13 protein-coding genes are annotated in these 13,282 nt (G+C 72.9%); 6 read left to right on the top strand and 7 right to left on the bottom strand.

Annotated elements, in window-relative coordinates; all coding sequences use genetic code 11:
- From macS to thiI, 3 genes are all read left to right on the top strand, one after another.
- On the top strand, positions 1 to 799 hold a 799-nt coding region (gene macS / locus C1I98_RS23850), incomplete at its 5' end, for a MacS family sensor histidine kinase (RefSeq protein WP_111169656.1).
- A gap of 27 nt (positions 800 to 826) precedes the next feature.
- A complete protein-coding gene (locus C1I98_RS23845) occupies positions 827 to 1,459 on the top strand; it encodes a response regulator (protein WP_111169659.1) in 633 nt (210 codons plus the stop codon).
- 117 nt (positions 1,460 to 1,576) lie between these two features.
- The gene (gene thiI, locus C1I98_RS23840) at positions 1,577 to 2,809 is read left to right on the top strand and encodes a tRNA uracil 4-sulfurtransferase ThiI (protein ID WP_111169655.1); all 1,233 of its coding nucleotides are present in this window, start codon (positions 1,577 to 1,579) and stop codon (positions 2,807 to 2,809) included.
- A 139-nt stretch (positions 2,810 to 2,948) separates the two neighbouring features.
- On the opposite strand, the gene C1I98_RS23835 is transcribed toward thiI, so the two are convergent.
- Together C1I98_RS23835 and aroF are read right to left on the bottom strand one after the other, a co-directional pair.
- Positions 2,949 to 3,245: a YiaA/YiaB family inner membrane protein gene (locus tag C1I98_RS23835; protein WP_111169654.1), complete on the bottom strand. Its 297-nt coding sequence runs from the start codon at positions 3,243 to 3,245 to the stop codon at positions 2,949 to 2,951.
- An 84-nt stretch (positions 3,246 to 3,329) separates the two neighbouring features.
- Positions 3,330 to 4,367: a 3-deoxy-7-phosphoheptulonate synthase gene (aroF, locus tag C1I98_RS23830; protein WP_111169653.1), complete on the bottom strand. Its 1,038-nt coding sequence runs from the start codon at positions 4,365 to 4,367 to the stop codon at positions 3,330 to 3,332.
- 304 nt (positions 4,368 to 4,671) lie between these two features.
- Between aroF and C1I98_RS23825 the strand changes: the two genes are divergently transcribed.
- Together C1I98_RS23825 and C1I98_RS23820 are read left to right on the top strand one after the other, a co-directional pair.
- Complete coding sequence (locus C1I98_RS23825; RefSeq protein WP_233508123.1) at positions 4,672 to 5,283, top strand: molybdopterin-dependent oxidoreductase; 612 nt, start codon at positions 4,672 to 4,674, stop codon at positions 5,281 to 5,283.
- Positions 5,284 to 5,385: 102 nt separating this feature from the next.
- The gene (locus C1I98_RS23820; RefSeq protein ID WP_111169658.1) at positions 5,386 to 6,141 is read left to right on the top strand and encodes a LytR/AlgR family response regulator transcription factor; all 756 of its coding nucleotides are present in this window, start codon (positions 5,386 to 5,388) and stop codon (positions 6,139 to 6,141) included.
- A gap of 498 nt (positions 6,142 to 6,639) precedes the next feature.
- Here C1I98_RS23820 and C1I98_RS23815 read toward each other — a convergent pair whose 3' ends face one another.
- On the bottom strand, positions 6,640 to 7,479 hold the full coding sequence (locus C1I98_RS23815) for a deoxyribonuclease IV (protein ID WP_111169651.1): 840 nt from the start codon (positions 7,477 to 7,479) through the stop codon (positions 6,640 to 6,642).
- Positions 7,480 to 7,607: 128 nt separating this feature from the next.
- Between C1I98_RS23815 and C1I98_RS23810 the strand changes: the two genes are divergently transcribed.
- Positions 7,608 to 8,825, top strand: a complete 1,218-nt coding sequence (locus tag C1I98_RS23810) for a glycerate kinase (protein ID WP_233508122.1) — start codon at positions 7,608 to 7,610, stop codon at positions 8,823 to 8,825.
- 33 nt (positions 8,826 to 8,858) lie between these two features.
- On the opposite strand, the gene pknB is transcribed toward C1I98_RS23810, so the two are convergent.
- From pknB to C1I98_RS23790, 4 genes are all read right to left on the bottom strand, one after another.
- On the bottom strand, positions 8,859 to 10,814 hold the full coding sequence (pknB, locus tag C1I98_RS23805; RefSeq protein ID WP_111169650.1) for a Stk1 family PASTA domain-containing Ser/Thr kinase: 1,956 nt from the start codon (positions 10,812 to 10,814) through the stop codon (positions 8,859 to 8,861).
- Positions 10,815 to 10,902: 88 nt separating this feature from the next.
- Entirely contained in the window at positions 10,903 to 11,706 is an 804-nt protein-coding gene (locus C1I98_RS23800; protein ID WP_199537157.1) for a thiazole synthase, read from the bottom strand.
- A 14-nt stretch (positions 11,707 to 11,720) separates the two neighbouring features.
- Positions 11,721 to 11,921: a sulfur carrier protein ThiS gene (thiS, locus tag C1I98_RS23795; protein ID WP_111169648.1), complete on the bottom strand. Its 201-nt coding sequence runs from the start codon at positions 11,919 to 11,921 to the stop codon at positions 11,721 to 11,723.
- Positions 11,918 to 13,099 carry an FAD-dependent oxidoreductase gene (locus C1I98_RS23790; protein ID WP_233508125.1) on the bottom strand — a complete coding sequence of 394 codons (1,182 nt, stop codon included), beginning with the start codon at positions 13,097 to 13,099 and terminating at the stop codon, positions 11,918 to 11,920. Before C1I98_RS23790 ends, thiS begins: the two co-directional genes overlap by 4 nt.
- Positions 13,100 to 13,282 lie beyond the last annotated feature (183 nt).

Below are 13,282 nucleotides of genomic sequence, written 5' to 3'. Positions count from 1 at the left end.
GCGCAGGGCGGGCGCGCTGGGCGCGGCGATCGTCTCGGGCACCGACCTGTGGCTGCGCGGGGTCGGTGAGATCTCCGACTTCGGCGTCGCCTCGGTGTCGATCAACGGCGTGGTGCTGCTCTTCCTGGCCGGGATCCTGATCGGCCACGTGGCCCGGCTCGCCCGCCAGGCCGAAGAGCGCATGCAGCGGGCCACCGAGATGGAGGCCGTGGGCCGCGAGCGGGAACGCCTGGCCCGCGGCATCCACGACTCGGTCCTGCAGGTCCTCGCCCTGGTGCAGCGCCGCGGCCAGGAGATCGGCGGCGAGGCCGCCGAACTCGGCAGGCTGGCCGGGCAGCAGGAGGCCGCGCTGCGCGAGCTGGTGAGCATCCAGCGCGAGCCCTCCCCGGCCGGCACCTGCGACCTGCGCGCGCTGCTGCGCGCGTACGGCGGCGCGGACGTCACCGTCTCCACCCCCGCGACCCCGCTCGACCTGCCCACGGGCGCCGCCCGGGAGACCGCCGCGGCCGTGGCCGCCGCGCTGGACAACGTCCGCCGCCACTGCGGGGCGGGCGCGCACGCCTGGATCCTCGCCGAGGGCGAGGCGGACACCGTCACCGTCACGGTCAGGGACGACGGGCCGGGCATCCCCGCGGGCCGGCTGGAGGAGGCCGCCGCCGCGGGCCGCCTCGGGGTCGCCCAGTCCATCCGGGGACGCGTCGCCGACCTCGGCGGCCGGGCCGTGATCACCTCCGCCCCCGGTCAGGGCACCGAGGTCGAGCTGACCGTGCCCCGCGGTGGAGGTCCCGCCGGGCCGTAGAGTTGCCGTGTGGACGGCTTGCGCGTGATGGTGGTGGACGACCACCCGATGTGGCGGGACGGCGTGGCCCGCGACCTCGCCGAGGCGGGGTGCGAGGTCGTCGCGACGGCGGGGGAGGGACGGCAGGCCGTGCGCGTCGCGGCGGCGGCCAGGCCCGATGTCGTCGTGCTGGATCTCCAGCTCCCGGACATGACCGGCGTCGAGGTGACGCGCAGCCTGGCGGCCGGCGACCATCCGGCGCGGGTGCTGGTGCTGTCGGCCAGCGCCGAGCAGACCGACGTGCTGGAGGCGGTCAAGGCGGGCGCGTCCGGCTATCTGGTGAAATCGGCGAGCCGGGAGGAGTTCCTGGACGCGGTCCGCCGTACCGCGGCGGGCGACGCGGTCTTCACCCCCGGCCTGGCCGGTCTGGTGCTCGGCGAGTACCGCAGGCTGGCCGCCCAGCCCGCGGACGGCGCGACGGGGCCGAGCCTGACGCCCCGCGAGACGGAGGTGCTGCGGCTGGTCGCCAAGGGCCTGTCCTACCGGCAGATCGCCGAGCGGCTGGTGCTCTCGCACCGGACCGTCCAGAACCATGTCCAGAACACGCTCAGCAAGCTTCACCTGCACAACCGGGTCGAACTGGTGCGATACGCGATCGAGCAAGGACTTGACGACGCCTGAACCGCACTAAAGTAGCCCGGACTAAAGTAGCTCAGTCACGCGTTGTGCGGAACGACCCTGGGAAGACCGGGCGACCGCCACGCCGCCCTTGCCGATCGCCGCTGCGGAGGAAACACAATGCTCGACGTGACGTCCATTGGGACGCCTGCCGCGCTGGGCGAGCCGTGCGTCCTGCTCAAGCTGGGCGAGGTCGTGCTGAAGGGTAAGAACCGGGAGCAGTTCGAGCGGCGGTTGCAGAGCAACATCAGGGCCGCGCTGAAGGACTGCGGGGTGCGCGTGGACGTGCGCCAGCGGCACGGGGTCATCGCCGTCTTCCTGCCCGCCGGCACCTCCCTGGAGACCGCCCAGGCCGTCGCCGAGCGGGTGGCCGACGTTCCCGGCCTGGTGTGGGTGCACCTGGCCCGCCGCGTCGAGAAGGACCCTGACGCGGTCACCAAGGCGGCGCTCGCGCTGGTGGAAAGCCGGCTCGCCACGGGCGAGGGCCCGCGGCTGCCCAGGTTCGCCGTGCGCTCGCGGCGCCGGGACAAGCGCTTCCCGCTGCGCTCCAACGAGCTGGACCGCACGGTCGGCGGCGAGATCAACGACGTGTTCGGGCTGCCTGTGGACCTGAGCCACCCCGAGCTGACCGTCCACATCGAGGTCGACAGGGACGAGGTCTTCGTCTTCACCGACGGCCTGCCCGGCCAGGGCGGCCTGCCGGTCGGGGTGAGCGGGCGCGCGCTGGTGCTGATGTCCGGCGGCATCGACTCCCCGGTGGCGGCCTACCGGATGATGCGGCGCGGGCTGCGGGTCGACTTCCTGCACTTCTCCGGCATCCCGTTCACCACGACGGAGTCGATCTACAAGGCGTACGCGCTGGTGCGCTCGCTGGACCGCTTCCAGGGCCGCTCGCGCCTTTGGGTGGTGCCCTTCGGCAAGGCGCAGCAGTCGATCCGGGCCTCCGGCCAGGACCGCCTGGCCGTCATCACCCAGCGGCGGCTGATGCTCAAGACCGCCGAGGAGGTGGCCCGGCGGATCCGCGCCGGGGCGCTGGTCACCGGCGACTCCCTGGGCCAGGTCTCCTCGCAGACCCTCCAGAACATCACCGCCCAAGACCACGCGGTGGACCTGCCCGTGCTGCGCCCGCTGATCGGCCTGGACAAGATCGAGATCATGGCGGAGGCGCGCAGGATCGGCACGCTGGAGATCTCCGAGCTGCCCGACGAGGACTGCTGCACGCTGCTCGCCCCGCGCCGCGCCGAGACCCGCGCCAAGATCGAGGACCTCAAGCAGATCGAGCGCCGCCTGGACGCCGAAGACCTCGCCGTCCAGCTCGCCGACTCCTTGCAGGAATACAAGCTGGACGCCTGAAATCCTGATTTCCGGCGTGCCGACGCATGCCCGGCGGAAAACCGGTTTTGGCGGCCCGCCGGAATTGCGGCTAGGCCTTCGTACGGATGCCGAATGCACCGCCTTTTCGCCGGGCCCGCGGTCAGGCCCGATAAGGCGTTCAATCCACCTTGAAGGGGTCGTGCTCGGCGATCAGTCGCTCCAGCCGTGCCTGGTCGATGCGGCTGGTCATCTCGGCGACCTCCTGCCGGTCACGGACGATCTTCGCGAGCGTGAACGCGGACGTGACCACGTACAGCACGCCGACCGCGAAGAACGCGCGGATCCAGCCGTCGACCGGCAGGTAGGCCACGCCGATGACGAGCGCGGCCAGGGAGAGCGCGAAGGACAGCACCGCCTGGACGAAGAACGCCGTGGTCGAGTTCCGGTTGATCGCCTTGTCGGCCGCTTTGCTCATGCTCTGATCGTCGCCGTGCCGAGCGCCCGTCGCATGAGCGGGAGTACCCGGTCGCTCATGAGTAGGCGGGCGCCCGGCGGTGGGTCAGACGGCGGAGAGCGGCGCGGTCGCCGCGGTACGGCCGAGCAGCGGCGGGAACTGCCGCATGACCTGCGCGAGTTCGCGCAGGTCGCCGTCCACCAGCGCCTGCGGGCCGTCACAGAGCGCCTGCTCGGGGTGGGGGTGGACATCGACGATCACGCCGTCGGCGCCCGCGGCGATGGCGGCCCGGCTGAGCGGCAGGACCAGGTCCCGGCGGCCGCCCGAGTGGGAGGGGTCCACGATCACCGGCAGGTGCGACAGCCGCTGGGCGACCGGCACGGCCGAGACGTCCAGGGTGTTGCGCGTGGCGGTCTCGAAGGTGCGGATGCCGCGCTCGCACAGCACGATGTCCAGGTTGCCGCGCTGGGCGATGTACTCGGCGGCCATCAGCCACTCCTTGATGGTGGCGTTCATGCCGCGCTTGAGCAGCACCGGCCGGCCGGCCGCGCCGACCGCCTGCAACAGCGCGAAGTTCTGTGCGTTGCGGGTGCCCACCTGGAGCATGTCGGCGTACCCGGCCACCAGCGGGACGTCGTGCGCGTCGACCACCTCGGTGACCACCGGCAGCCCGGTCGCCTCGCGCACTTCGGCCAGGATGCGCAGCCCGGCCTCGCCGAGGCCCTGGAAGGCGTACGGGGAGGTACGCGGCTTGTAGGCCCCGCCGCGCAGCAGCGTGGCCCCCGCGGCCTTGGCCATCTCGGCGGCCTCCAGGGTCTGCTGCGGCGTCTCCACCGCGCACGGCCCCGCGATCAGCGTGACCGTGTCCGGCCCGATGGGCACGCCGCCCACCGTGATCGTCGTCCTGTCCGGGTGGTTCTCCCTGCTGACCAGCTTGTAGGGGGTGGACACCCGCATCACGTCGGCCACCCCGCGCATCCCGCCCAGGTTGAGCGCGCTGAACTGCGCCACGTCGCCGACCAGCCCGATGATGGTACGGCTGACGCCCCGGCTCACGAACGCCTCGCCGCCCGCCGTGCCGACGAGCGCGATGATCGCCTCGACGTCTTCCCCGGTGGCCTGCGGGGTCATCACGATGACCATGTGTCGTTCCTCCCATTGAAATGCGAAAGGCCCCGGATCCTTGCGGACCCGGGGCCTTCGCGACGCCGTCAGATGTCAGTGCAGCATCTGGTGGCGAACGGTCCGACCCACGGGCCCGTCGCCATACCAAAACCAGAACGCTGTACGCATCGCCGCACATCGTAGCGCATCGATCCGGCGTCCGTCAGGCCCGCCCGGGTCGGAGGGGCCGGCGCGGCGGTGGCAGGATGGCGGAAGTGCCCGGCCGTACCGGCCTTGCGGCGCTGCGGGACACGAACGCGCGGACCGGCGAAAGGGGGTGGCGGTGGATCCATCCGAGGCTCCCCGGGAGGAGACTCGCCTGCCACCGGGGCAGTACGTCCCCAGGGGCAGACCAGTGATCCACTACGGCCGCGTGCCGGCCTTCCGCCCCGACACCTGGGACTTCCGCGTCTTCGGCGCCACCGCCGACGGCCGTGAGCACGCGCTCGCCTGGCCGGAGTTCGCCGCGCTGCCCAGGGAGACGATCCTGGCCGACTTCCACTGCGTCACCAAGTTCTCGCTCATGGGCAACGAGTGGCGCGGCGTCCCGGCGAGCGTCCTGCTGCGCGCCTTCCCGCCGGCCCCCGAGGTGCGTCACGTGATGATCTGGGGCGAGTACGGATACAGCGCCAATGTGCGGACCGGCGATTTCGAGCGCGCGTTGTTCGCCATGGACCTGGACGACAAGCCGATCTCCGCCGATCGGGGTTTTCCGGTACGCGCGGTGGTGCCCCATCTGTACGCCTGGAAGAGCGTCAAGTGGGTGCGCGGAGTGGAGTACATGATCGAGGATCGCCGGGGTTTCTGGGAGGAACGCGGCTATCACAACATCGGCGACCCATGGCGCGAACAGCGCTACTCCTATCAGGAAGAACCCGGTGAGGGCCCGTCCTGACTCCCGGATTGACCGGCTGGAATAACTTCAAGTAGCCATTCTCTTTACTCATAGTCACCGTTTCGGTTGCGACATGAGCGGCGGCAGGGCAGCGTGGAGTTCATGCTTCGTGTTCTCGCGGTGGACGATGAGTTGCCGGCCCTTGAAGAGCTGGCCTTTCTGCTGCGGCATGACGCGAGGATCGGGCACGTGGTGACCGCGACCGACGGCGTGACCGCGTTACAGGACATGGTGCAGATGATCGGCACCGGCGAACGGCTCGACGGCGTGTTCCTGGACATCCGCATGCCCGGCTTCGACGGCCTGGAACTGGCCCGGATGATCCGCGGCTTCCCCGCCCCGCCCCGGTTGGTCTTCGTCACCGGCCACGAGGACGGCGCGGTGCGGGCCTTCGAGCTACAGGCCATCGACTACCTGCTCAAGCCGGTCCGCGCCGAGCGGCTGGCCGAGGCGGTGGGCCGGCTGGCCGAGGCCGTCGCGCCGCCCGGCGGGGTCGCCGAGCCCGGCGACGAGGAGATGATTGCGGTCGAGCTGGGCGGGCGCACCCGCTTCGTGCCGCAGCACGCGGTCTGGTTCGCCGAGGCCAAGGGCGACTACGTCAGGCTGCACACGGGCGAGGGCAGCTACCTGGTCCGCATGTCCCTGGGCGCGCTGGAGCGGCGTTGGGCGGGCGCGGGCTTCATCAGGGTCCACCGCAGCACGCTCGTGTCCGCACGGCACGTCCAGGAGCTGCGCTTCGAGGACGGCAGGGCGATCCTTCAGGTCGGCACCGAGACGCTGGCGGTGAGCCGCCGCCACACCCGGCGGGTAAGGGAACAGCTCGTACGCCAGTTCAGGGCGCTGCCGCGCCCGACCTGAGCGCCGCCGGGGGGTCACCGCCGGGGGCGTGCCCGCGAACCGGCCGACCGCTGATCGCACCCGATCGACCTCTCATCGCGTGGCGACTCTCCGCACATCGATGACTACAGACCGTTGGCAGAGTGAGCGGGCAACCGGGTTTCCCCCTCTTGATCGTGACCGTAATGTTGCGCCTGTCGAAGCCACAAACCGCCGCATCGGGGGGGACCGAGCCATCCGGCTCGCATTGACCTGATGCGCGGGGACCTGGGTGACATTCGGGTGTCACCTTGCCGCCTGGCCCTTACCGGGGGGGAGGGGCCGGGCGGCTTCGGCGTGACGAGGGCGCTCGCGTACGGCCGCGGGCCGCACCGCGATCCGGTCTGCGGGGGCGACCGGATCGCCGGGGAACGGGCCCCTCGTCACGCCCGATGCCTTCGGGGGGCAGGCCGCGCCCTTCGAGGCGGGCAGGCCGCGTGAGCTTCTTCAGCGGCTCGGACCGCGCCCCTTCGAGGCGGGTCAGGCCGCGCGGAGCCTCTTCAGCAGCTCGATGTCCTCGCGGTGCTTGACGGCCTTGCCCGGGGTCTCCACGCACAGCGGCACGCCCGCCGCGACCGGGTGCCGCATGATCTCGCCGAACGCCTCGGCGCCGATGTGACCCGCGCCGATGTTCTCGTGGTGGTCGCGGTTGGAGCCCACCGGGTCCTTGGAGTCGTTGGCGTGGATCAGCTTCAGCCGCCCGGGAGCGATGGCGTGCAGCGCGTCGAAGGTCTCCCGCACGCCGCCGGGGGCGGCGAGGTCATGGCCCGCGGCGAAGGCGTGGCAGGTGTCCAGGCAGACTCCGGCGCGCGGGTGGAAGTCCAGGGCGGCGAGGTAGGGACCGAGGTCCTGGACGGTGGCGCAGAGCATCCGGCCCTGGCCCGCCATCGGCTCCAGGAGCAGGTCGGGGCCGTCATCGGGGATCTCGTCGAGCAGCGGGAGCAGGTGCTCGCGCACCTGGAGCAGGGCCTCCTCCCTGGACCGGCTCACCGCCGAACCGGTGTGCACCACCACGCCCCTGGCCCCGATGGCGGCGGCCCGGGTCAGCGCGTGCCGCACGCTCGCCACCGACTTGGTGAGCGTGTCCGGGTTGGGGGAGCCGAGGTTGACCAGGTAGCAGGCGTGTACGAAGGTCGGCGTGCCGGACTCGCGCAGCCGGGCGTCTTCGGCCGGTACGCCGGGGGTCAGCGCCCAGCCGCGCGGGTTGGACACGAAGACCTGGATCATCTCGGCGCCGATGCCGGCGGCGTAGGCCAGGCCGCCGGTGGCCAGGCCCCCCGCGACCATCACATGACCGCCGATCGGTGGTGTCTCGCTCATGGTGGATGCCAGTTTATGGCCAGGTGGGCGAGGGCGGGCGCGCGCCCGGCACAAGGCACGGCCGTTTGCCGTCCCCGGTCCGTGATGTGCTGTGATGTAGGCCCCTACGCAACCGAGGAGCAGGTTCATTGGCCGAGGGTCATGTCATCATCGCGCCCGACAAGTTCAAGGGGTCGCTTTCCGCGGCGGAGGTCGCCGATCGGGTGGCCGCCGGTCTCGGGCCGGGCGTCGAAACGGTCCGCCTGCCGGTGGCCGACGGCGGCGACGGCACTGTGGACGCCGTCGTCGCCTGCGGGTTCACCCGGGTGGAGGCGGAGGTCACCGGCCCGGTCGGAGACCACGTAAAGGCCGCCTACGCCTGGCACCCCGGCCCGCTCGGCGACGACGTGCCGACGGCCGTGGTGGAGCTGGCCGAGGCGTCGGGGCTTGCCCGGCTGCCCGCCGCCGACCCCGGCTCCGCGCGGCCCGCGGGGGCGCACGAGGGCGTGGTCCTCGCGCCGCTCACCGCGACCAGCAGGGGCACCGGGGAGCTGATCGCGCACGCCGTGCGGCGGGGCGCCCGGCGCGTCGTGCTGGGGCTGGGCGGCAGCGCCTGCACCGACGGCGGCACCGGGATGCTGGCGGGGCTCGGGGTGCGCTTCCTGGACGAGCAGGGAGCCGAACTCGGGCCGGGGGGAGCCGCGCTCCGCGACCTCCACACCATCGACACCTCCGGGCTCGGCGACATCTCCGGGGTCGAGGTGATCGTCGCCAGTGACGTGGACAACCCGCTGCTCGGCCCGTACGGCGCGGCGGCGGTGTACGGCCCGCAGAAGGGCGCGACCCCCGCCGATGTGACCGTGCTCGAAGCGGGCCTCGCCCGGCTGGCCGCCGTCGCCGCGCACACCCACGGGGTGGTCGGCGCAGGCGAGCACGACGGCGTCGTCCGGCGGATGGGCGTGGCCGCCGAACCCGGCGCGGGCGCGGCCGGGGGCGTCGGCTTCGGCGCGCTCGCCTTCCTGGCCGCCGACCTGCGGCCCGGCATCTCCTACCTGCTGGACCTGCTCGGTTTCTCCCGTCACCTGGAAGGGGCCCGGCTGGTCGTCACCGGCGAGGGCGCGCTCGATGAGCAGACCCTGCGCGGCAAGGCCCCCGCGGGCGTCGCCGAGGCCGCGGCCAAGGCGGGCGTGCCCGTCGTCGCGGTGTGCGGCCGCCGCTCGCTCGGCGAGGCCGAACTGCACGCCGCGGGCATCCAGGCCGCCTACGCGCTGACCGACATCGAGCCCGACCCGGTTCGCTGCATCGCCGACGCCGGCCCCCTCCTGGAACGCCTGGCCGCCACCCGGCTGACCCCCTGGACGACCTGATCCAGCCACGCCCGGCCCGCTGGGCGGCGGGGGTCAGTACCAGATCGTGACGCGGGTGCCGCGGGGGGCGTGCCCGGACATGGGGAACTGGCCGCGTACGATCCCGCCGCCCCCGCGCAGTTTGCGGGTCTTGACCTCGAATCCGGCGGCCCGCAGCTCGCGGCGGGCGTCGCCGACGCTCTTGTTGAGCACGTTGGGGACGGCGAGGACGGCCCCGTCGCCGTCGATGTCGAAGCGCCCGCCGTCCCACGGCCATGGGAAACCGGCGTCGCAGTTGGACAGCGTGAGCGTGACCTTCGTGTTCCGGTCGATCTCCGCCTTGGCCGCAGGGTCCTGGGCGATGACCGTACACGGCTGGGCGTCGTCGGCCTGCTCCCTGAACTCGACCTGGAAGCCCTGCTCGCGCAGCCACGCGTCGGCCTGATCGCGCGGGATGCCCTTCATGTCCGGCATCAGCAGACCCGCGCTGAGCGTGATGTCGACCCTGCCGCCCTCACGTACCTTGCCGCCCGCCTCGGGCGTGGTGGACAGCACCAGGCCGCGCTGGACCTTGTCGCTTTCGGTGCGGCGCACGTCGTCGACCTTCAGGCCGAGCTTGGCCAGGCGCTCCCGCGCGGCTCCCTCGGTGCCGCCGGTCAAATCGGGGATGGTGATCATCTTGGGGCCCAGCGAGGGGATCAGTGTGACCTTCGCGCCGTCGTCCACCTCGGTACCGGCCACGGGCTCCATCTTGACCACGGTGTCCTCGGCGGCCTTGTCGTCGTGGACGCCGTCGCCGATCACCACGACGAACCCGCGGCCCTCCATCTGGGATTTGGCCAGGTCGATGTTCTTGCCGAGCATCTCCGGGACCTTGATCGGGTCGCTCTGCGCGAAGTACCAGCCGGTGACGGCGATGGCCACCACCATCACCGCGCCCAGCACGCTCAGGAAACGCCCCGCGGGCGGCATGGCGCGCCACAGGCGCGACGGACCGCGGCGCTCGGGCAACTGCGGGCGCGGCTGGATCAGCGTGTGCCCGGGCGCGGCGGGGGCCGTCGCCGCGTGCGGGACCGAGACGGTGGCGGTCATACCGGGCACCGCCGGCCCGCCCGGCGCGGACCGGCCGGCCACGGTCTCACCGGCGCGCGGGGCGGCGTCTCCGGCCAGCGCCCGGTGCGTCGCAACGGCCCGGATCAGCAGCGCCGTCGCGTCGGCGGGCCGCTCTTCGGGGTCGCGGCAGGCCGCCGCCGCCACCAGCGCGTCGATCGCGGGCGGCGCGTCCGGCGTCACCGACGACGGCGGCGGGACGTCCTCGTGGACGTGCTTGTAGGCGATCGTCATCGGCGCCTCGCCGGAATAAGGCGGGCCGCCCGTGACCAGCTCGAACAGCATGATGCCCGCCGCGTAGACGTCGCTTCTGGCATCGGTGCGGCCGGTGGTCACCTGCTCGGGCGACATGTAGCCGATCGTGCCGATCATGACGCCGGTGCGGGTCTGGTTGCTCGCCTCCACGGCGCGGGCGAGCCCGAAGTCGACCACCTTGACCCGGCCGTCGGCGGCCAGCAGTACGTTCTCCGGCTTCACGTCGCGGTGGATCAGGCCCTTCTGGTGGGCCGCCCCCAGCGCCGCGAGCACCGGGATCATGACCTCCAGCGCCTCCCGCCCGGTCAGCCGGCCCCGCTCGCGCAGCACGTCGCGCAGCGTGCGGCCCGGGACGTACTCCATCGACAGGAAGACCACGTCGCCGTCGGTGCCCTGGTCGAACACCTGGACCACGTTGGGATGGGACAGGCTGGCGGCGGACTTGGCCTCACCGATGAACCTGCGCACGAACGCCGGGTCCTCGGCGAGGGACCGATGCATCACCTTCAGGGCGACGGTGCGGTCGAGCCGGATGTCCAGGGCGACATAGACCGTCGCCATGCCGCCCCTGGCGATCCGGGACTCGACGCGGTAGCGCCCGTCGAGGAGTCTCCCGATGAGGGGATCGGCAAGCGTCGTGTCCACAAGCCCGAGTTTACGGGCGATTTGCGCGGGGCACCGCGCCTACGTCCCAAACCGATGCCGAGCCGTTCCCACAGGTTGGGCAAGAACGCTAGGGAGTCAGCGGCGAGGACGCCTCGGCGTACCTTCTGCGTGGAATGCGCCCCGCCAGCCTGGCCAGCCGCCCGGCCTCGACGGCCGACCGCATCGCCGCGGCCATCCGCTCCGGCCGCTGCGCGCGGGTGACCGCGGTGGCCAGCATGACCGCCTCGCAGCCGAGTTCCATGGCCAGGGCCGCGTCGCTGGCGGTGCCGATGCCCGCGTCCAGGATCACCGGCACCGACACGGCCTCCACGATCAGCTCGATGCTGTGCGGGTTGCGGATGCCGAGGCCCGAGCCGATCGGCGAGCCCAGCGGCATCACGGCGGCGCACCCGGCCTGCTCCAGCCTCCTGGCCAGCGCCGGATCGTCGCCGATGTAGGGCAGCACCACGAACCCGTCGGCGATCAGCCGCTCGGCGGCGTCGAAGGTCTCGATCGGGTCGGGCAGCAGGGTGCGCTCGTCGTTGATGACCTCGACCTTCACCCAGTTCGTGCCCAGCGCCTCGCGGGCCAGCCGGGCGGTCAGCACGGCGTCGCCCGCCGTGTAGCAGCCGGCGGTGTTCGGCAGCACCGCGATGCCGCGCCGCCGCAGTACGTCGAGCACGGACCCGGGCGCGGACGGGTCCACCCGCCGCATCGCCACCGTGGTCAGCTCGGTGCCCGAGGCGGCCAGCGCCCGGTCGAGCACCTCCAGGGAGGGCGCGCCGCCGGTTCCCATGATCAGCCGGGAGCCGAACGTCCTGCCGGCGATGGTGAACCGGTCCTCCTCCGCCGCGCCGTTCACCGGCGGCGGGCCGGCCGCCTGCTCGGTCATCTGACCGGTCATCGTCATCCTCCCTGCACTGCGGTGAGCACTTCCACGCGGTCCCGCTCGGAAAGCGCGGTCGACTCCCACGCCCCCCTGGTGATGACCTCCTCGTTCAACGCGACCGCCACACCCGAGGTCGCGGTGGTGAGCGCGGTCACGGCGTGCGCCACGGTGGCCCCCTCGGGGAGGTCGTACGGGCTGCCGTTGATGGTCACTTTCATTCGGTGCTTTCCTCGAAACGCGATGGTGAACAGGAGTGATCCACGATCGTCTCGCCCGCCAGCAGGCGGACGACCAGATCGGCGGTGAGGGGGGCCAGCAGCACGCCGCCCCGGTGATGGCCGGTGGCGACCAGGAGCCCCGGCAGCGCGGTGCGGCCGATCACGGGCAGGTTGTCGGGCGTCCCCGGGCGCAGTCCGGCCACCACGTCGGTGACCTCCCACTCGGTGACGCCCGGCACCAGTTCCCTGGCGTCGCGCAGGATCTCCCACAGGCCGCCGGCCGTGACGCGGGTGTCGAAGCCCATCTCCTCCTGGGTGGCTCCGAGCACCACCTCGCCGTCTCCGCGCGGCACGAGGTAGACGGGGGAGCCGTGGACGGTGCCGCGCACACAGCGGGTCAGCGCGGGATAGGGGGTTCGCAGGCGCATGATCTGGCCCTTGACCGGTCGTACCGGGGGCAGCACGCCGCCGGGCACCCCGGGCAGCGAGCCGGTCCACGCCCCGGCCGCCAGCACCACCTGGTCCGCCGGGATCTGCTCCGGGGCCGCCCCGGAGTCCTGATGAGGGAGCGGGGGGCGGCCGGGCCGCACGCCGCGCGAGCCGGGCTCGGCGTCCGCCGCCGCGAGCCGTACACCCTGGACCGTGCCACCGGCCACGACCACCTCGGCGACCCGGCGGCGCAGCACCGGGACCCCGAGCCTGGACAGGGCGGTGAGCAGGGCGCGGGTCACCCGGCGCGGGTTGACCCAGGAGTCGCCGGGGGCGAGCAGGCCGCCGCGCACCGACGGGGCCAGCATGGGCTCCAGGCGGCGGCACTCGCGGCCGGTGAGCCGTTCGACGGGGAGGTCCAGCTTGGCCATGAACTCCGCCAGCTCGCCCAGCGCCGTCAGGTCGTCCGCGCCGAAGGCGACGTCCAGCGTGCCCGCCGAGCGCAGGTCGAGGTCGTCGCCGCCGGCCTCGGTGAGTTCGGCGGCGAAGCGCGGCCAGCGGGCGAGGGAGTCCACCCCCAGCCGCAGCAGCGGCTCCTCGGTGTAGGTGACCTCGCTCACCGGCGCGAGCATCCCGGCCGCGGCGTACGACGCGCCGCCCCCGGGATCGGGGTCGATGACGGTGACGGCCGCGCCCTCCTTGGCCGCCCGCCAGGCGACGCTCAGCCCGACGACGCCGCCTCCCACCACGACGACCCGCGCACGGCCCGTGAGCCGCCCGGCGGGCTCTACGGCCGTTTGCGGGCCGCCGTCAACCCTGGTTGGGGTGCTTCCGTGTCCGGCCGGGTTTTTCGGTCCCGGCGCGTCCGTGCCCGGGGGATCGGCGCGGGGGGCGCCGCCGGACGCCGGTACGCCTCCGGCCGCGCTCAGCGG

It is taken from the genome of Spongiactinospora gelatinilytica (genome assembly GCF_003236385.1).
In the GTDB taxonomy this organism is placed as follows: Bacteria; Actinomycetota; Actinomycetes; order Streptosporangiales; family Streptosporangiaceae; genus Spongiactinospora; species Spongiactinospora gelatinilytica.
Note: the sequence above shows the minus strand (reverse complement) of the source record. Positions and strands in the feature narration are given on the sequence as shown.